At 44.7% G+C, this 19,065-nt stretch carries 20 protein-coding genes and 2 pseudogenes; 7 read left to right on the top strand and 15 right to left on the bottom strand.

Annotation, left to right across the window (positions count from 1 at the left end; all coding sequences use genetic code 11):
• Nucleotides 1-66 precede the first annotated feature (66 nt).
• Nucleotides 67-1,659, top strand: a complete 1,593-nt coding sequence (gene ahpF, locus OCV52_RS04865) for an alkyl hydroperoxide reductase subunit F (protein ID WP_137406990.1) — start codon at nt 67-69, stop codon at nt 1,657-1,659.
• A gap of 159 nt (nt 1,660-1,818) precedes the next feature.
• On the opposite strand, the gene OCV52_RS04860 is transcribed toward ahpF, so the two are convergent.
• Nucleotides 1,819-2,418, bottom strand: coding sequence for a LysE family translocator (locus OCV52_RS04860; RefSeq protein ID WP_004739990.1), 600 nt, complete (start codon nt 2,416-2,418; stop codon nt 1,819-1,821).
• Between the two features lie 120 nt (nt 2,419-2,538).
• On the opposite strand from OCV52_RS04860, the gene OCV52_RS04855 reads away from it, so the two are divergent.
• Nucleotides 2,539-3,024 (top strand): Lrp/AsnC family transcriptional regulator, encoded by a 486-nt coding sequence (locus tag OCV52_RS04855; RefSeq protein ID WP_137406991.1) that lies wholly within the window; start codon nt 2,539-2,541, stop codon nt 3,022-3,024.
• A gap of 112 nt (nt 3,025-3,136) precedes the next feature.
• Here the strand turns inward: OCV52_RS04855 and OCV52_RS04850 are convergent.
• The 8 genes and pseudogenes from OCV52_RS04850 to OCV52_RS04815 all read right to left on the bottom strand — a co-directional run.
• Nucleotides 3,137-3,808 (bottom strand): annotated as a pseudogene (locus OCV52_RS04850) (sulfatase-like hydrolase/transferase); the annotation flags it as partial.
• A gap of 43 nt (nt 3,809-3,851) precedes the next feature.
• A complete protein-coding gene (locus tag OCV52_RS04845) occupies nt 3,852-4,226 on the bottom strand; it encodes a globin (RefSeq protein ID WP_240700662.1) in 375 nt (124 codons plus the stop codon).
• A 142-nt stretch (nt 4,227-4,368) separates the two neighbouring features.
• Nucleotides 4,369-4,749: a VOC family protein gene (locus OCV52_RS04840; RefSeq protein ID WP_137406992.1), complete on the bottom strand. Its 381-nt coding sequence runs from the start codon at nt 4,747-4,749 to the stop codon at nt 4,369-4,371.
• Between the two features lie 142 nt (nt 4,750-4,891).
• Nucleotides 4,892-5,332: a redox-sensitive transcriptional activator SoxR gene (gene soxR / locus OCV52_RS04835; protein ID WP_008220909.1), complete on the bottom strand. Its 441-nt coding sequence runs from the start codon at nt 5,330-5,332 to the stop codon at nt 4,892-4,894.
• 187 nt (nt 5,333-5,519) lie between these two features.
• Nucleotides 5,520-6,041, bottom strand: coding sequence for an NADPH-dependent FMN reductase (locus OCV52_RS04830; RefSeq protein WP_137406993.1), 522 nt, complete (start codon nt 6,039-6,041; stop codon nt 5,520-5,522).
• A gap of 19 nt (nt 6,042-6,060) precedes the next feature.
• Nucleotides 6,061-6,852: an arylamine N-acetyltransferase family protein gene (locus tag OCV52_RS04825; protein WP_137406994.1), complete on the bottom strand. Its 792-nt coding sequence runs from the start codon at nt 6,850-6,852 to the stop codon at nt 6,061-6,063.
• Between the two features lie 278 nt (nt 6,853-7,130).
• Nucleotides 7,131-8,693, bottom strand: coding sequence for a glutamate synthase-related protein (locus OCV52_RS04820; protein WP_137406995.1), 1,563 nt, complete (start codon nt 8,691-8,693; stop codon nt 7,131-7,133).
• Nucleotides 8,694-8,896: 203 nt separating this feature from the next.
• Complete coding sequence (locus tag OCV52_RS04815) at nt 8,897-9,454, bottom strand: DUF1439 domain-containing protein (RefSeq protein ID WP_137406996.1); 558 nt, start codon at nt 9,452-9,454, stop codon at nt 8,897-8,899.
• A 162-nt stretch (nt 9,455-9,616) separates the two neighbouring features.
• On the opposite strand from OCV52_RS04815, the gene OCV52_RS04810 reads away from it, so the two are divergent.
• The 4 genes from OCV52_RS04810 (at nt 9,617) to OCV52_RS04795 (ending at nt 12,765) form a co-directional block, all read left to right on the top strand.
• A complete protein-coding gene (locus OCV52_RS04810) occupies nt 9,617-10,003 on the top strand; it encodes a thiol-disulfide oxidoreductase DCC family protein (protein ID WP_137406997.1) in 387 nt (128 codons plus the stop codon).
• 324 nt (nt 10,004-10,327) lie between these two features.
• Nucleotides 10,328-11,671 (top strand): ABC1 kinase family protein, encoded by a 1,344-nt coding sequence (locus OCV52_RS04805; RefSeq protein WP_137406998.1) that lies wholly within the window; start codon nt 10,328-10,330, stop codon nt 11,669-11,671.
• Between the two features lie 84 nt (nt 11,672-11,755).
• Entirely contained in the window at nt 11,756-12,301 is a 546-nt protein-coding gene (locus OCV52_RS04800; protein ID WP_137406999.1) for a glutathione peroxidase, read from the top strand.
• Entirely contained in the window at nt 12,298-12,765 is a 468-nt protein-coding gene (locus OCV52_RS04795; protein ID WP_137407000.1) for a DUF3429 domain-containing protein, read from the top strand. Before OCV52_RS04800 ends, OCV52_RS04795 begins: the two co-directional genes overlap by 4 nt.
• 56 nt (nt 12,766-12,821) lie before the next feature.
• Here OCV52_RS04795 and OCV52_RS04790 read toward each other — a convergent pair.
• From OCV52_RS04790 to OCV52_RS04765, 6 genes and pseudogenes are all read right to left on the bottom strand, one after another.
• Nucleotides 12,822-13,256 (bottom strand): annotated as a pseudogene (locus OCV52_RS04790) (GNAT family N-acetyltransferase).
• 33 nt (nt 13,257-13,289) lie between these two features.
• The gene (locus tag OCV52_RS04785) at nt 13,290-14,066 is read right to left on the bottom strand and encodes a phosphotransferase family protein (RefSeq protein ID WP_137407001.1); all 777 of its coding nucleotides are present in this window, start codon (nt 14,064-14,066) and stop codon (nt 13,290-13,292) included.
• Between the two features lie 49 nt (nt 14,067-14,115).
• Nucleotides 14,116-14,730: a LysE family translocator gene (locus tag OCV52_RS04780; RefSeq protein ID WP_137407002.1), complete on the bottom strand. Its 615-nt coding sequence runs from the start codon at nt 14,728-14,730 to the stop codon at nt 14,116-14,118.
• A gap of 127 nt (nt 14,731-14,857) precedes the next feature.
• A complete protein-coding gene (locus OCV52_RS04775; protein ID WP_128161475.1) occupies nt 14,858-15,175 on the bottom strand; it encodes a hypothetical protein in 318 nt (105 codons plus the stop codon).
• Between the two features lie 74 nt (nt 15,176-15,249).
• Complete coding sequence (locus tag OCV52_RS04770; RefSeq protein ID WP_137407003.1) at nt 15,250-16,686, bottom strand: lipopolysaccharide biosynthesis protein; 1,437 nt, start codon at nt 16,684-16,686, stop codon at nt 15,250-15,252.
• Between the two features lie 16 nt (nt 16,687-16,702).
• Nucleotides 16,703-17,629 carry a glycosyltransferase family 2 protein gene (locus OCV52_RS04765; protein ID WP_137407004.1) on the bottom strand — a complete coding sequence of 309 codons (927 nt, stop codon included), beginning with the start codon at nt 17,627-17,629 and terminating at the stop codon, nt 16,703-16,705.
• Between the two features lie 287 nt (nt 17,630-17,916).
• Between OCV52_RS04765 and OCV52_RS04760 the strand changes: the two genes are divergently transcribed.
• Nucleotides 17,917-19,062, top strand: a complete 1,146-nt coding sequence (locus tag OCV52_RS04760; protein WP_137407005.1) for a glycosyltransferase family 4 protein — start codon at nt 17,917-17,919, stop codon at nt 19,060-19,062.
• Nucleotides 19,063-19,065 lie beyond the last annotated feature (3 nt).

Here is a 19,065-nt window from a genome sequence, read left to right as displayed (position 1 = left end):
TTTTCCTTTTTCAGCAAGAAGGTATTGGTCAATACCACGACACAGAATTTAAGAGCAGGCACGATTATGTTAGATCAAGCAATGAAGCAGCAGCTAAAAGCATACCTAGAAAACTTAAAAACCAATGTTCAGTTAGTACTGAGCCTAGATGACAGCGATACCGCACACAAACTCCAAGGCCTAGCAAATGACATTGCATCTTTAACCGATAAAATTGAAGTAACTCGCGATGATAGCGCAAGCACGCGTAGCCCTATCATGCAGGTAGTGAACCAAGAGAAAGGTACTGCGATCGGTTTCGCCGGTTTACCAATGGGTCACGAGTTCACGTCACTGGTACTGGCACTGCTTCATAGTGGTGGTCACCCTATCAAGCTTGAAGCTGACGTAATCGAGCAAATAAAAGAATTAGATCAAGAGCTTAATGTAGAGATTTTCATCTCACTATCGTGCCAAAATTGTCCAGAAGTGGTTCAGGCATTCAACATGATGTCAGCGATTAACCCGCTGATTAAGACCACTATGATTGATGGCGCAGCATTCCAAGAGGAAGTGAAGTCTCGCGATATCATGGCGGTACCAAGTGTATTCATTAATGGTGAACTATTCGGTCAAGGCCGTATGTCACTAGCTGAGATCCTTAATAAAGTAGACTCTGGCGCAGCGGAAAAGAACGCAACAAACCTAAACCAACAAGCACCATTTGACGTGTTAGTTGTGGGTGGTGGCCCTGCTGGTTCTTCAGCAGCTATCTACGCAGCACGTAAAGGCATTCGCACTGGTGTCGTTGCAGACCGCTTTGGTGGCCAAGTCATGGATACCATGGCAATTGAGAACTTTATCTCAGTTAAAGCGACAACGGGTCCTAAGCTAGTGGCTAGCCTAGAAGAGCACGTAAAAGAGTACGGTGTAGAAGTAATGACTGAGCAGCGTGCTGCCAACATAGTTGCTGCGGAAGACACAAAAGACGGCTACATCCACGTTGAATTAGAGAGTGGCGCAACACTGCGAGCTCGCTCTGTTATCACAAGTACAGGTGCACGCTGGCGTGAAATGAACGTTCCGGGTGAGCAAGAATACCGTAACAAAGGCGTGGCTTACTGCCCACACTGTGACGGTCCACTGTTCAAAGGTAAGAAAACGGCGGTTATCGGTGGCGGTAACTCAGGTATCGAAGCAGCTATCGACCTAGCAGGTATTGTGGAACATGTGACCGTGCTTGAATTTGCAGACACGTTACGCGCTGACCAAGTGCTTATCGATAAAGCAAACGCAACGCCAAACATCGAAATCATCAAAATGGCTCAAACGACACAAGTGTTGGGCGATGGAAACCGCGTAACGGGTCTGGAATACAAAGACCGCAACACTGAAGAGCTGAAACAGATTGAGCTTGCGGGTATCTTCGTTCAAATCGGTCTAATGCCGAACAGCGAATGGTTGAAAGGTTCGAAGGTTGAGCTTTCACCACGCGGTGAGATTGAGATTAACGCGCATGGCGCAACATCGATGAAAGGTGTGTTTGCAGCAGGCGATGTAACAACAGTACCTTACAAGCAGATCATCATTGCGATGGGTGAAGGTGCGAAAGCAAGTTTAGGTGCATTTGACCACCTAATTCGTAACCCAGCTCCAGTTAAAGAGGCTGAAACCGCTTAATCTTGTAATCAAATTTTCCTTAAGTGTCCTTGTTAACGTATCAGTTATGATTAACTTATTAGTGATGATTAACTGACTGTTTATCGTTAACGACTTTGTCGATATTTAGACACCACTCCTATGGATTTAGGAGTGGTTTTTTTCTTTGATAAAGACGCTCTACGCTGGTTGATAAAGCATAAAAGCAACCACTAACGCTAAGCTTCCACCCAAGCAGCGGTTAACCATCACCATTTGTTTTGGTGATTGCAGAAGGCGCTGCAACATAGTGCCGCAATACGCCCAAACCAACATACACAACACACCGGTCCCCACCATGATGGTGGTGATCGTCACCACTTGAATCAGGTAATCTGCCTGTGTGGTGATGAACTGAGAAAATACAGTCAGTGAAGCAATCCATCCTTTCGGGTTCAATACTTGAATCAAAACACCAGACATAAATCCTGAGCGATTCACCGACTCTTCTTGCTCAATTTCCATGTTGGCAATCGACCACGCCATAAACAGTAAATAAGCCGCCCCAAGGTACTTCATTACCGTGTAGATCTCTGGGTAGAGGGTAAACAGGCTCACCAATCCCGCGCTTGAACCCGCCAGTATGATGATAATGCCAAAAGCGTTACCAGAGACAAAAGGCAATGTTGCCGCAAATCCATATCGGCTTGATATCCCAAGCAATGCAATGTTTCCTGCTCCCGGTGTAATTCCAATCGATATTGAAAACAACAAGAACGCCAGCATTAATTGAGCGCTCATTCTTTTTCTCCTAGTAAATAAAACGTTATTGGGAGAAGAGTTTACCGATTCGAGTAGGAATTAAATTGCTATATGCGCTAGTATAAAATCAAATTTGAGCAGAATCCCTCTAAAAACACCATGAAAGTGAAAGAATCCACCAATGAAGTGCTAGATGATACAGATATTGCCATTCTTGGACATATCCAAAAAGATGGGCGCATGAGTAACAGCAAGCTTGCCGAGAAGGTCAACCTGAGTGAAACACCTTGCTGGCGTCGTTGGAAACGCATGGAAGAGACGGGCTATATTGATGGCTATACCGCGCAGCTTAATCGCAAAAAGCTAGGGCTTCATGTGGCAGGTTTTACCCTAGTGACACTCGGTAACCATGAGGTTGAAAACACCGAGCCTTTTGAAGAATTTGTCGCAGTGACAGACTGGATCACCATGTGTCACTGCATTGCAGGCGGTGCCGATTACATGATTCAGGTTTTGGCGAGAGATCTGGAAGAGTATTTTGAGCGAATCAGCTCAATTCGACGAGTGAAAGGTGTAAGCGCAATCCAATCTAACATTTCAGTCAAAGAGCTTAAAAACAGCTATCAACTTCCTCTTGAGGACTAGTTCACTTCTTCTGATAGCCTTTTTCTTTTAGCAAAACAAAAGCCCAACACCCTAGGTTTCTAAAACTTAGGGGCTGAGCTTTGTTTATTTAGTTTCTGGAAGTGAGTGTACGCTAATTCCCCACACCACCGGTATTGTCTGGCTGAGCTTCTGGCGTCTTAGGTGGCCACTCTTTGAAGGTCGCTAGGTGTTGCTGTACCGCCGCTTGAGCCGGGCCAAATGCCCACATTTTTTGTCCCATTCACTTCAAGTACATACCTGACTCTTCTGCTGCTCGCTCATAAGGGTCACGTCGCAAGTTAAACAGTAGCGGTGCATTTAACTCTTCTTTCGGACCGCTCCAACCATGATTCTGTACTACGAAGTGAGCTTTCCAATCACCGACTCGAACCGCTTGTAGCTTGTCACGTTCGTAGTAGTAAATCTCTTTACGATTCGATTAGCCTTTCTCCGTTAACATATCGACTTGGTTGTACCCATCAAGGTGTGCTTTAAAGCCATCGTAACCTTTCAGCATTTTCTCTTTCAGATCCGCAGGACCACCAGCAGCAACAAGTGTTGGCAAGCAGTCCATACCATCGAGGATGCCGTTACCCACACTGCCCGCAGGAATTTTACCCGGCCAGCTTACGAGAGCCGGAGCACGAACACCACCTTCCCACGTGGTACCTTTCTCACCGTGGTATGGTGTCATACCAACATCAGGCCATGTCATTATTTCAGGGCCATTATCAGCCGTGAAGATAATAATGGTGTTATCTGCTATGCCGAGCTCTTGCCATTTTTAAATAGCGAATAAGCAAAACAGAGAAAAACTAATCAAGAATCTAGCTGTTTACAGAGCTTGGGACCACGCACTCTTGCTTCATGATTTTAAGGCCAACATCGAGGGTTTCTGTCCATGCTTGTTCGACTTGCTCATTGTAATGAGGATCGTATTTCTTAACCGTATTGAGCAATGATTTAAACCACTCATTAAGCTCTTGCTCAGAGATATCCATTTCTAAATCTTTGTGCTGCTTTCCGAGTCGCTTTACGGAATTAAGCACACTGGGTAATCCAGCAGAATTGTAGATGAGGATGATGGAAGCCTTGAGCATCTTAGTTTGTTGCTCCAATCCTACTTTCTCAAAGCGTTCTGAAAACCTAGGGTTATGTTGGCAAAAGTCGGCCAAGAATGACTCTAAAAACGCTTGATCAATCCGGCAACGCTCAAAGCTCTCTTAAAATAGTTCGTTTGAAGTCATCTCGCCAATCCTTTGCAATAGCCTGTTTGGTTTGAACCACTAAGATGACTTAATTATACGCCACAGTGGCATAAAACGAACTGAAGCATATCATGAACTAAGGCATAAAGTGAGTTGCACAGATCTTGTTTCCATCAGGATCTCGCAAATACGCCATGTAAAGTCGGCGTTCATCCGACCCTCTCTCACCAGGCCCGTTTTCAATACTCGTACCGCCATTTTCTACACCAACACGATGCCACTCATCCACCGCTTCTGGTGAAGAGGCCAAAAAGCCAACCGTCATACCATTGCCGTGCGTTGCAGGCTGACCATCAATCGGTTTGGTTAAACCTAATACACCAGTTTGGCTAACGTAAACACAGCGCCCTTTAGGGTCAACGGAACCTTCACTGTAGCCAAGCACTTTCATGATTGGGTCATAAAAAGCCTTCGCGCGTTCAATATCTTCGGTACCGAGAAAAACATGGCTGAACATAACTAACCTCTTCTTTTATTGAAAGAACCACCTAAACTAGACCCTTAATTCCGCTTTGTCTAGACGAGATACCCCTACCACCACAGCTCTATCAAGTGATAACACATATAGAATTGAGTTCGATGTTCAGACGAAATGGAGGCTAATCAACAATACGCTGAGCACCCTGCCCTTGGTCATGGAGAATATCTTCTGGGTTCAATAGATGGCACTTTTGCATGCTCAGGCAGCCGCAGCCAATACAGCCTGTGAGGTTTTCTTGTAATGAACGGATCTGTGCCATCTTACTGTCGAGTTGCCCTTGCCATTTCTTTGCCACTCGCTCCCAATCGCGCTTGGTTGCAGTGTGGTTCATCGGCAAGCTAGACAGCTCTTCGGTGATCTCTTCTAGCGTGAAACCTATTGACTGAGCAACTTGAATAAGGGCAATTCGCCTCAACATCGCTGATTGATAACGTCGTTGATTACCATTGGTGCGGATAGAGGCAATCAATCCTTTGGTTTCATAAAAACGCAGAGCCGAAGGGGCAACACCACTACGTTCCGAGAGTTGACCAATCGTTAAATACACGATGTTTTTCATGTTGTTACTTCCCTTTTCCATGTCATTTAGTCATTCAAGTCCATTTACCAGTATAACTAAAGTTAAGTTTAAGTTTAGCCCTTTCGAATTAGCTTTTAATTATCATGTAAAAGCTGCTTATTCAGATCGTAAAAACAGCCGTCAAATGATGGCTGTTTTTCTTAGATGCATTGGATAGCTTATTCCGCTAGATCTTTTTCATGATCATCTTAAGGTTGTCGATCATCTTTAAGTTAGTCATCTCGCCCGTTTCCATATCGAAGTTATCGTAGAAACTTGGCACTGACATCGAACCTTTCACGTCAGCGTCAAAGTAAGGCGCTGAGTTCACTGCAGAAGACAGCACAGAGGTCGCGCCACCTGGACCCGGAGAGGTAGCGAGCATCACCACTGGCTTGCCTTGGTACACTTTCATATCGATGCGTGATGCCCAATCGAACACATTTTTAAAGGCCGCTGTGTATGAACCGTTGTACTCGGCAAAAGAGATGATCACAGTATCTGCTTCACCAATCTTGCTAAAAAAGCGCTGCGCGTGTTGATGAACGCCAGACTCTTTTTCTCTGTCTTCACTGTAAATAGGCATCTCGAAATCATTAAGATCGAGCACCTCTACTTGCGCTCCCTCAACTAAGCTTGCGGTGTACGCTGCCAATTGTTGGTTAATCGATGCTTTACTGTTGGTTGCGCCCATTGCTAATACTTTCATTGTTGATCCTTAAATTTGGTTAGAAACATTTCTCTAAAGTTTGAAAAGGCACATTTGGCGCTAAACCAAAGTACGTTTGTAATGCAGTAAGGTACGTAGGCTCGTCTTCAAGTAGCCATTCCTCGGTTGAGCCATCTTTGCTAATTTTAATTTTCTGGTTAAGCAGCGTGACAATCCCACCTTCAATCGGCAGTGCCGCAATACAGTTTGATGTAAAAATGGATTTCGGACTGTTTGAAGTGAAGAAGTTGCTCGACTCTAGGTCGTTGGCACCCACATACGTCATGTCTAGGCTGTACACGTTCATCCACTCTTCACCCTGCTTTATCTGCAGTAAGAAGCCATATCGTTCATCTTCGATAAAACGAAAAGTTTGTAAGTCATTAGACTGCTCAATATTGGTTTCAATAAGCAATGGAGCGCGAGGGGTAAAAGTGCCAAAACCCGCATCCACTAGCCACTGCTTGTCATCAATCGTCACCAATGTCACTCGATGGCTACGCCCTGTCGGCTCTCCCGCTAGATGTACTCGCCCCAGTAAAGCTCTCGCTTCAAAGCCCATATGAGTTAACATATTCAACAACAACCCATTAAGTTCTTGGCAATAACCCCCTCGCTGATTAACCACCAGCTTTTCATGCAATGCCTCTTGAGACAGTTGAATAGGCAACCCCTGAACCACATCAAAATTCTCGAACGGAATGGTTCGGTGTTGATGTTGATGGATCGCCTTTAGGCTTTCGATTGTGGTATCGCTTGGTTGAGATAAACCAATTCTTGAAAAATATTCCGTGACTTGACGCTGTTCCATACCTAACCCCTGATTTGTTTGTCACCTCATGATTGCCCTCTACTGAACTTGCCCCCCTTAGAAAGTAACAAGGTAATGGTTTGTTTTTTAGATTGAGAAGGATGATAAAACCTCAAGTTAACTTGAGGTAAAGTAATATTTTCAAAAACAGGAAATAATTTAAAAGTGCTTACAAAGCAATGGATTGGAATGGGTAAATGAATTGGAGTGGTTAATAGTTGAATGGAGAAAACAAGCACACTCAAAAACCCAGTGAATGTGCTTTATCGACGTGCTGTTTACTTAAGTGGATTGAGAGGACTAACACCGGAATAGGCAACGCCCGATAGTTCTGCCATCTCACGATTCCATGTAGCCAAATCGTGAGGGTTGAATTGATTCAGATGATCATGTCCACACGCTCTCGCCATCACTTGCATTAATTCGGTCGACGCCTCGAAGAAGTTTTTAAGCTGATTCGAAGCTTTCTCGACATTTAAACGCTGGCGTAAGTCGGCCTTTTGAGTCGCGATACCCGCCGGGCAATTATTAGTATTACACATTCTCGCTGCCACACATCCTATCGACTGCATGGCACTGTTCGAGATAGCGACACCATCTGCGCCAAGCGCCATCGCTTTTACAAAGTCCATCGGCACACGTAAACCACCCGTGATGATCAATGTAACTCGGTCACTGACGCCTTGTTTATCGAGATAAGCTCTAGCGCGAGCTAAAGCTGGAATCGTTGGCACACTGATATGGTCTCGGAACATTTCTGGTGCAGCGCCAGTACCGCCGCCTCGACCGTCTAAAATGATGTAATCGGCACTTGCATCCAATGCGAACTGAATGTCTTCTTCGATATGATTGGCACTTAGCTTGAAGCCAATTGGGATACCGCCTGTCACTTCACGCACGCGATCAGCGAATTTTTTAAAGTCCGCTGCGGTTTTTAGATCTTTAAAAGTAGGGGGAGAAATAGCCGCAGTGCCCGCTTCAATACCACGTACTTCCGCGATCTTACCGATATTCTTCACACCAGGCAGATGCCCGCCCGTTCCCGTTTTTGCGCCTTGCCCACCTTTAAAATGGAAGGCTTGAACGTTTTTGAGCTTGGCTTCATCGTAACCAAACTGAGCACTGGCTAGCTCATAAAAGTAACGAGAATTGGCGGCCTGTTCCTCGGGTAACATGCCGCCTTCCCCGGAGCAGATCCCGGTTCCTGCAAGTTCAGCTCCTGTCGCCAAAGACACTTTCGCCTCCTCAGATAGCGACCCAAAACTCATGTCCGATACAAACAGAGGAATATTGAGCTTCAATGGTTTTCTGGCGTTAGGGCCAATAATCAGTTCCGTTCCTACTGGCACGTTTTCCAATAAAGGCTTGGTGGCCATTTGCGCGACCATGACTTGAATGTCATCCCAGTGAGGCAAGAGGTGCCTAGGCACACCCATAGAAGTTATTGGCCCATGGTGCCCCACCTTGGACAAACCATCACGCGCTAACTGATGAATAAACTCCACGGTAGGCTCTTCTTTGGTTGCGGTTGCCGCAGGAGATAAATCAGGGGCTGCCGCTTGAATGTGAACTTCTGGGCCTTCTTGCCCAACTTGCTCCGCAGTGAACTGTTTATGAGTGCCATCGCAAAAAGGAAGATTGTTAGAATACTTACAGCGACACAGGTAAGCATCACCGTCCTCTTCGGCAACAAAGCTTTTCGGTTTGAACCCCGTACCGGCATGAGAACCGTCACAAAACGGTTGGTTTTTCGATTTCCCACAGGTACAGAAGTAATACTCCTCTCCCTTCGTCAGCTCTACTTTGATGGGTTTGTTATCCGCAATTACTGGACTCTTCATAGTTCGTTCACCTTTTCTTTCTTATGATTTGATGACTGAAGCGATGACTTGCTCACAAGAGTAAAGTAAAGGTGAGATACGCGGCTAATTCAATAAATGGCCTAATAGATAGAGTTCGTGAACCAACTCAATAGAAAGAAAAATGGCCGCCCAGTAGGCAGCCATTATGTGTGATAGCTTAGTAGAAACTTATGTATGTGGGATTAATCAAACAACTCAATGACCAATTTGTTATCTCGGATCACTAGATTCGGTTCTGATGACTTGATCAGCGACTCTTGCACCTTGTTGCTATCCAGTTTGTAAACTGGAGATTGAGACAAAGCAAAACCGATCATCGATACCGCTGGCTTAAGCAGCTTTTCGATCTCAGGAGATAGCTGCTGCTCCTTCTCTTCAAATCGCTCTAGACGCAACGACTTTAGGTACACTTCACCACTTTCCTTGTCATATTCAGGAATCGCGCTGAATTCTAAATCTAGGTCCAACCCCATATTCGGCATATTGAACACTTGAACTTTTGCATTGGTATTCGCCAACACGGACACGCGTTGTTCATCGGCTCGGCCAATTTGTACTTCTAGATCATCCACTGCCACTTGTGCGTACATCACGCTTTGTACACCTACCTCTTGTTCAAGCATGACTGAATCAGCAAGATATTCTGTCATCTCTTGCTCGGTAATGCTGTAGCTGACACAACCACTCAAGATGAGCGCGATACAGGCGATGATAAAGCGGTTAATTAGCTTGGTTGTCATGTAAATTCGACTCTTAATTTCTAATTGCATGGAACAGATGTTACCTCTAGATGATATCGTAAAACAGTCGTCACACTGACAGTGTCGGATATGTGGGCAGAATGATCCACCTAATCGACATTTGCGTATAGTTTGAAAATGGCAAAAATAGTAAAGAAATCAATGACTGAATTAACAATATTTTATGACGGAACGTGTCCACTGTGCGCTAAAGAAATGGCTGCGCTCGCTAAGTACGATATCAAGAACAAGATTCATACCATCGACATCTATAGTGACGGGTTTGCCAACTATCCTCAAATTGATGCGGATGCCGCGAACACAGTGCTGCATGCTCTTGATGAAAACGGAAGGCTACTACTTGGGTTAGATGTGACCTACCAAGCATGGAACCTAGTAGGAAAAGGTTGGCTTTATGCGCCATTGCGTTGGGCCATATTTAAGCCGATTGCAGACTGGTGCTACCTAAGGTTTGCCAAGAATCGATATAAGATCTCATTCTGGTTAACCGGACAATCACGTTGCAACGGAAACAGCTGTACCAAATAGTATCGAGTTAAGACATACCACTGGCGACTTTGTAGTAAACGATGCCAAACAGTGCAGCAAATACTAATACGGTAAGAGCGACTTTCAACCAAATAAACTTCATGCTTTGTCCTTTTCAATCGAGTTACTGATTCAGGCGACAAGTTATCACAACAATACATGAGGTTGTGTAATGATTGACAGAACTTTGCAGTCATACCAATCACAGTAAGTAGTTATTCTACAATCAAAAAATCTAACGATGTTATCGATATTTTTAACAAACTAGCGTGAACAGTAATTTACTAAGATTAGTATCAACCCTGATTCCCAGAGAGAACTTTTATGTCGGCAAAAGAGAGAAACCTTCCCACTCATCGACTTTCTAGATTTAGCAAGTTCGCCTCGCTGGCGACAAGAGTCGCAGGTAACGTGCTAACAGAAGGCACCAAGCAAATCGCACAGGGCAACAGGCCCAAGGCAAAAGACTTGTTGTTAACGCCACAGAACATTGCTCGCCTGACCGACCAACTTGCACACCTACGTGGCGCTGCAATGAAGCTGGGACAGATGCTTTCAATGGATGTGGGGGATGTCTTAGAACCGGAGTTAGCCGACATTCTTTCTCGCCTGCGCTCAGACGCTGACCCACTGCCAACAAAGCAGCTCAATCAAGTCTTAGATAGCTCACTTGGGAACGATTGGAAAACCGAGTTCCTTTCCTTCAACTTTAAACCGATTGCCAGTGCGTCCATCGGACAAGTTCATCAAGCCTACAGCGATGCCGGGGACAAACTCGCCGTCAAAGTCCAATACCCAGGGATTCGAAAAAGCATCGACAGTGATGTAGATAACGTGGGCACACTGCTCAACATTGTTGGTCTGATACCAAAATCGGTCGACTACAAAGGGTTGTTAGAGGAAGCAAAAAAGCAACTCCATGATGAAGCAGACTATGCTCGCGAGGCTGACTATGCGACCCGTTATTACAATGCATTAAAAGAACACTCACACTTCGTCGTGCCTCAGATCCATCCGCAAGTCTCTTCAGAATCCGTGCTCGCCATGGACTTCATTGAGGGCGTCTCAATAGAACAAATAGAAAGTTACGACCAAAGCACCCGTGACTTTGTAATGCACAGCTTGCTTGAGCTCCTATTCAGAGAGTTGTTCGACTTTAAGATGGTGCAAACCGACCCCAATTTCGCCAACTACCTATACGTTGAAAACACCCGACAAATTGGTTTGTTAGATTTCGGAGCAACCCGTGAGTACAGTGACCGCTTCAGCGAGGGTTATCGTTTGGCCTTTTCCTCTGTCATTAACAACGATGAGCAAGGCCTCAATCAAGCATTAGAGCAGATTGGATTCTTTAGCGAGACCATTCTTCCCGAACAACGCCAAGCGATTCTAAACCTAGTGAAGATGGCTTGTGAGCCGATGTTGGTAGACGAAGAGTACGACTTCAAAGCAAGTGGATTAGCACAAAGGCTTCGTGAAGCTGGAACCATTTTGAGCATGGAACAAGAGTATTGGCACACCCCTCCCGCCGATGCGCTGTTCTTACACCGGAAGATCGGAGGTATGTATTTACTCGCCGCTCGCCTCGGCGCGAAAGTGAATATCAGTCGCTTGGTCACTCCATATCTTATCTCAGAGAACAAATGTACAACTAAAAGCGCGAGTTAAAGAGACGGTAAATAATACGCAAAGTGATCATTTCATCGTGCTCAAGAGTAATAACCATTACGCCAACTAAAATGAGCCAACCCTATGAAATGTTCACTACTTTGCTCAACCATATTGATTACAAGCCTCACAAGCTCCATCGCGTTTGCAGCGAGCTGTCCCGAGATACTCAATGGTAAACAGAGGTTATTAAATTCGACCGAAGAAATTGCGCTGTGTGATGAGTTTCAAGGCAAAACTCTATTGGTGGTAAACACCGCTAGCCAATGTGGCTTCACTCCGCAGTTTGAGCAGCTCGAACAACTTCATCAAACCTACAAAGACCAAGACTTCACCGTGATCGGTTTCCCAAGTAATGATTTTCGCCAAGACAAGGGAAGCGAAGAGAAGACGGCAAAAGTCTGTTACCTCGACTACGGCGTGACCTTCCCTATGATGGCGCGAGCTTCACTGTCTGGTAGCAACGCCAACCCCGTGTTTACAGAGATACAACAGCAAGCGGGCGTAACGCCTAAGTGGAACTTTTACAAATTCTTGATCAGTAAAGAAGGTAAAGTCGTCGCCACCTTCCCTAGCTCCACATCACCAGTGAGCGCTACGCTCAAAAACGCGATCGAGCAGCAGCTATGAATACAGATTATATGGCAACAACTCAAACCCGTAACACCATGGCCAAACTGGGGTACATGGGATTAATTCCGTTTTTATTCGGTCTTCTCCTTTCGCTCACCGACAGCCAATTTATGGGGATAAGCGGTGAAACGCTCTTCATCACCTACAGCGTGGCAATTTTGAGCTTTCTTTCAGGGATTTTGTGGGCAAATGGAATAGAGAACTTTGAAAGCCAATCAAGCAACAAAGCGCTACTGCTAAGCAACGCGATTGTGCTCGTCGCTTGGCTGGCAGTATTACTTGGCGAACAAAAGGAACTGGTGACAACTCTGATTCTTATCCTTGGTTATATGGCGGTTTGGCGAGCTGAAAGGACGATGAGAGAAGAGAACCAGAGCCAAGGTCCCGACGGATACTTTGATATGAGAACTCAGCTCACCTCTAGTGTCGTGTTGATGCACGGTATCGTGATGCTGACCTAGAGCTACGAGACTGCCTTCGAAGTATGAGCCTTTGATTGACAACCGTTAACAACAATCTAGATGATGAGCTGCATCACTAACCTCGGCTCATCATCACCGAAATAGTTTTCTTCTTGTTTGATCGTAGAAAATCCCATTGATGCGTAGAGCGCGCAAGCGGATGTGTTATTTGGATCTACAGTGAGCAAAAGCTTAGCGTCTCGCGGCAACTACTCAACCGCCTGTTGCATCAGTTTCCGGCCAATTCCCATACCGCGATAATTCGGGTCTACCGCTAATGATAGGACCCAAAACTCATTCTGCATGTCCGTGGTTGTCGTTAAGACATAGCCCGCAATCTTTGAGTCTTGCTTAGCGACTAATAAGCCTTTTCCCCAGCAATCAAATGCCTGACGAATGAAAAATTGCGGATAGGCATGGTCACCAAACAAAGCATGTTCAAGCTGGTAAATTTCAGCCAGTTCCTGTTTTTCCGCACAGACAATATTCATAGATAGACCTTTATAGATTTGACTCCAACCTTGTTACAGCTGACCTTCCACGCTAGCTAACCAAGTTGGTAATTGATCTCTAAACCAGTGGATGTATTTCGAAGCTTCAGGGTTGTTACGCGAGACTAAAATATTCGTGACTTCGACAACGATCCAGCTTTTCGCGATGATCAATTGTTTTATTAAATCTTCTCGGGAAATCAGATTGTTATGAAGTAGATACTGGTCAACAATAAACTCATAGTCAGACAAAGTGCCCATCCGAGAAACGAGCGGTGCCAAATCGATAGCTGGGCTGCCATAACCAAAACGCTCCCAATCAAATAATACGAGCTCACCATTGTATCTTCTGCCCCAATTACCTTCGTTCGAATCACCCGAAAGCAAGGTGTTATGGTGAAACAAAACATCACTATGCTGCTGGATACGCAATAAGCTGTCTTGAGTCACTTGAGGTAAATTCAGAGACGTGAATGCAGCTTCAGTGTCACAGGTACTCCATCTATGCTCTTTCACTGCAAAACTCGGCGAGTATTGAGACTGATGAATACGAGATAGTTGCTGATACACCTCTGAAGTTGTTTGAAGCTCATTTAGTGTTAAAGAGTGAGGAATGTGCTCGATGAACAGAGTATCTCCTTCCACAGCCAACAATTTAGGACTGTGCACACCAGACAAATGCTGCGCAGCATGTTGGTAAAAAGAAATCTCAACTTCACCCGCCCCTTGCTTTCGAATACAAGGTACGCCGTTTCGATGTACAAGAGTGACCTTAGCCGAACCCATTTTAGATAGGTCTTTGTTGCTCATTGAATACCGTCCTCACACTGTCTATTACTAACTGTTCTAATTCCGAGAGTTACTGTCGACTAACCAGCAGATTAGCACCGGATAGAGCAAGAAAAACCGAGCACGCTTTGTTGAAACGCTTCGCCATTTGCGGCTTGGAGAACCAATTTCTGAGATATAAACCAAAGGCAGCGTAGATAGATATCGCGAGCAGCTCTAACACTAGGAATGTGCTACCTAGAATGAAGAACTGTGTGTTTACATTGACTGAAACATCAACAAATTGAGGCAGGAATGCGGTAAAGATGAGTATCGCTTTAGGGTTACCAGCTGCCAGTGCGAACTCTTGTTTAACTAGACCAAACCAGTTTTTATTGCGTTCGATGCCTACGATAGGGCTAACTTGAGAACGCCATAAATTAAACGCGATCCACAATAGATACATTGCGCCAAACAGCTTGATAAAAAAGAACAAGGTCTCAGAAGTATAAAGAACGACGGCCAAGCCAGACGCCGCCAACGCAATCATGCCAGAGAAAGCAACGATTCTGCCTAACCCTGCGATAAATGCAGCTTTAAAGCCATAGCAACGGGCATTATTCATAGACAAAAGATTATTTGGGCCAGGCGTCATGTTCAGCGCAAAGCACGCTGGAATAAACAGCAGCAACTTCCATATTTCCATTGGTATGTCCTAGTTTCAATATGCCAAGGCAATTGAATCATTAAAGTTAAAATGTCCCTTCATAATTAAAGTTTATCTTTTTAGCAAGCCATAAAAAGAGATACTGGTCGGCCATCCTCACTTTCAACTAATTCTCAAAGAATTTTTCATATTCTGGAGTTGATAGGTTTTCAGCAACGCCCATTTCACCCACAAAGTAGATTGCGCTGGTTATCGTATCTATTGTTGGGTTCGATTCGCGTTCAGGAAAATCCCCCGCAGAAGAAACTAATTGTGGTTCTGATATTGAATTACAGACAAGGCTGTTACAAACGCTGTGTTGCTTTTTCAAAGATGGGGGCTCTGGGGCATTAAAATGGTGAGACAATAAATCTTGGTTAACAAGCTCAGTAGAAGCATAAGACAGAGTTGAGCAAAACGCTGAAAGTACAATCCACTTATTCATATATCTTTCCATAGTAAGCATTCATTTAATTTATAAATACTATCTAATTTAGTCAATAATGAACAGTGTTTTATTTAGTTGGCGTGTGACTGTTTTTTCGGTATGAGCTTATCAAGTAGAGCCTGTGGAATAACGATCACCGAATATTTCACAAAGGCCACCAGCGTAATCAATGCAACAACGGTTCCTAAAACAAACTCATGGACATCGACCAGGAAAAGTCCTAGAACACGGTCACCAGCAATAGCGACAATGGCAATGCTGAGTGCAGTTATCCATCTACGATGATCATAAGGCAAACGCTCCATCGATTGGCTAACAAAATACAGAACCAGTAGCCTCAAAGTATAAATAGCACACAGAACCGCTATCACGCCCCACACTCCGTATATTGGGGTGATGGTAAAATAACCAATTGCTGCCAATACCGCACAGCCGCCTTGTATCCACATCTGAGATTGACTTGAGTTACCGCTGAAACAGCCTAAATTGAGGTAGTCGCCTGCACTTTTAATAACAGCGATAGCCAGCAATGCGACAACTATAACCCCAGCCTGATGATAACTGCTTGGTAAGATAAGAGAAATGAAGCCAGGGACAGTTAAGATCATCAAGCCCCCTAACACTATGGCTAGGTTAACTCCGATTAAGGCTCTGTCTGCACACATCTTGCTACCGCCAGGTTGCTGAAGCATGGCGACTCGGTTTGGAAACCACCAAAGCGCGTAAGGTTGCAGTAGCAATCCTAGAATTAACGCAAACTTACCACTAACCGCATAAATGGCTAGCTCCTCTACTCCAACAAAACTTGCCATCACCCAGCGATCTAGCCCGGTGATCATGTAAATGGATGCCCCGCCAACCAAGGTTGGTAACCCAAATTTCAAGATCTTTGCTGAATATTGAAAACAACCTAAACTGCCCATCTGCTGCCATTGATAACTCACCAGACAAAGCATCAATAGCAGACTAGAAGCAGCGGCAGAAATCAGCACGCCATCAATGCCATAACCCGCTTCGAGCAGGACAAACGTCATAATAGCCTGAACACCGGCTTTCAATACGTTGAGTTGGCAAAAACGTTTCGCCATGGCGTTCATTCGCATCAAAGTAAGAGGGATGGATATTGCCCCATCGAGCATCGTTGGAATGAGTAGAAGAACGATCTGATAAGGCTTGAATTCAACAGGCAACGTCAGCAGCAACAGAGGCATGCTAAGCGCAATAAGCACGCCACCAAGTAAACACACCACTAGGCTAAGCGTGAAGCAGTTAGATATCAGCTTTCGCTTTTCATCGCCTTGGGCGACGCCAACGTAACGATACATCGATTCAACAATACCGAAACTAAACAGGATCGTACCGATGTCCGCCAGTAAGACGATCGCTTCTAATGATCCATATTCTGCCAACGTCATTTTGTGAGTAATGTAAGGGATCATCACCAAAGAAATCCCTTTCATCATCAATATGCCAATAGCGTAATAGGCTGACTGTTTTAACGAACCCATACGAGTCACCGATCCCTTACCAAACAGGCTTTAGGAAACTCTTACAGTCACCTATCAAATGTCGCAATGTACGTTTTTGAGGAGCCATCACCAAAGAGCGGAAACTGTAGACAATAGCCTGTCTATTCTGTTGTAAGCCTCGATAATAGTCTGCATAGCCCTCTAATATTCTGGCCTTTGCAACTTTAAAACTAGACTGAGATAAATTCCATCGCTGGCTGTTATTTTGATAACGCTGAAGAATGGTCTCTATAGAAGCTAGGTTTCTGAGCTTGAGGTCTTCAGTTTGAGTCACAGATGTTGTTCTCATTAAGTAACCCACCTCAACAGAGTTCAACACACCAATCTGATGGTTTTCGCTCATTCGAAGCCACAACTCCCAATCTTCACCATACTTGATGTCTGCATTAAAGCTATCGGTTTGCGAAAACACATCGGCTTTCACCATGACGGTTGACGTACCAATCACATTGTTTTCAATGATGAACTCTAGTGGGTTATCGATGTTGATGAACTGCTCTTCTCGATTTTGAAATTGCGACCAATAGCTAAAGCAATCAACGATGACTTCATAGTCTTCTGTTAGGTGCTCGTAGTTAGTGAAACTCATTGCCATTTCAGGGTATCGTTGGTGGAACTCGAGTTGGCGCTCAATTTTTTCAGGGAACCAAAAATCATCTGCGTCTAAAAAGGCGATAAACTCCCCTGTTGCTTTCTCTATACCCAGGTTTCTTGCTTGTGGTGCCCCGACTCCCAAGGTTGATAACTTAACGATCCGGTGATCTTGAATCGACGCGAGATAAGTCGAGGTTCCATCATTGCTATTATCATCGATAATGATCAATTCGATATCTTGGTGGGTCTGCTTAAGCACGCTACCAATGGCCTTTGGTAGATAGCCCAAACAGTTGTAGGTAGGGATAACAACACTTACTTTAGCCATAAAGACGCTCTCACATTTGTACGTTGTACAGCTTGTACTGCATGTTCTGTGCCGTATTCCATGACCTACTGGATCGCTTTCATATCAGCCACCTATGTGCCCTTTTGCAAAATGACAAATAGCATTGAAGCATGCTCAATTCGAAATTGATTTCCATTTTGAGAAAAACAGGGTTAACCGTCATATAAGATCAAGAAAAGCATCAAAAAGCCTCTCCCAAAAGAGCTTTAATCTTGGTTCGCATCTTGCTTAGTTAGCTGTAGTGACCTTCGTCAAGGGAGAGAAAAATGAAGAAAGTAGCGTTCATTGCGCCGACATACCCGGTACTTAGCGAAACTTTTATCCAAACGGAAGTGGAATCCTTGAAAGCTTGTGGACACGACGTCTGCGTAATGACATTCAAAATTGAAAGCAGCGAAAAATCGTTCGACTACGATATTGTTAAAATCGGCCAAGATGTTCGTATGGGCAAAATAACCCGCATTAATTGGTTAGGATTTGTCAAAGCACTGTCATTTGTCTCAAGACAAAACAGCATGCCCAAGAAGTCTCTTTTCGGGTATGGGTTTAAGCTAGCTTTACAACTTGCAGAAAAAGACATTGACCACGTACATGCGCACTTCTGCCAACACACTACTGCACATGCCATTGTCGCTGCCAAGCTGCTTAACATTACCTGCTCATTTGTCGCTCATGGGCATGATGTTTACGAGTTTGCTTATGACATTGAACACAAAATATCTTCAAGTGATTTCGTGATTGCTGTGTGCAAAGACATGCTTAACGACTTCAACCACATGGCGAAAGGGAACATTAAATTGTTGCACTGTGGTGTGAACACCAAACAGTTTAAGCTACAACCTAAAAACGACACCAAGCTCCTACGCCTAATCTTTCTCGGTCGACTGGTTGAACAAAAAGGCGTTCATCACTTAATCGACGCACTCGAGCCTATTGCTGGGCCACTCAACATCCATTTAGATATCGTCGGCACGGGGGATTTAGAGGCGCAATTAAAAATGCAGGTCAATCATCAAAATCTGACTCGCAACGTTACTTTCCACGGGGCTCAAACACACGAATGGGTGAAAAAGAATTTGCCCAAGTACGACACTTTAGTAGCGCCGTTCTGTTTTTCAGAAACAGGCTGCGTCGATACCGGCCCCTTAGTTCTGAAAGAGGCCATGGCGGTTGGCGTACCCGTGATCACCACAAACATCATGGGCTGCAAAGAGATTGTCACTCCAGAGACTGGCTTTTTAGTGAATGAGAAAAGCGTAGAGGAATTAAGAGAAACCATCGAGCGGCTGGCTCAGCTAAGCAGTGACGAGAGAGCAGAAATGGGGATGAGAGCCAGAGCACGAGTTGAGACTATGTTTAACTCTCTCAAGCAAGCCCAGCAGTTGTCTAACTGGATAGAGAACCCAGCTTAGGGT

This window comes from Vibrio chagasii, assembly GCF_024347355.1.
GTDB classification, from domain to species: Bacteria; Pseudomonadota; Gammaproteobacteria; order Enterobacterales; family Vibrionaceae; genus Vibrio; species Vibrio chagasii.
The sequence above is the reverse complement of the archived record's forward strand: the minus strand, read 5'-3'. Positions and strand labels throughout refer to the sequence as shown.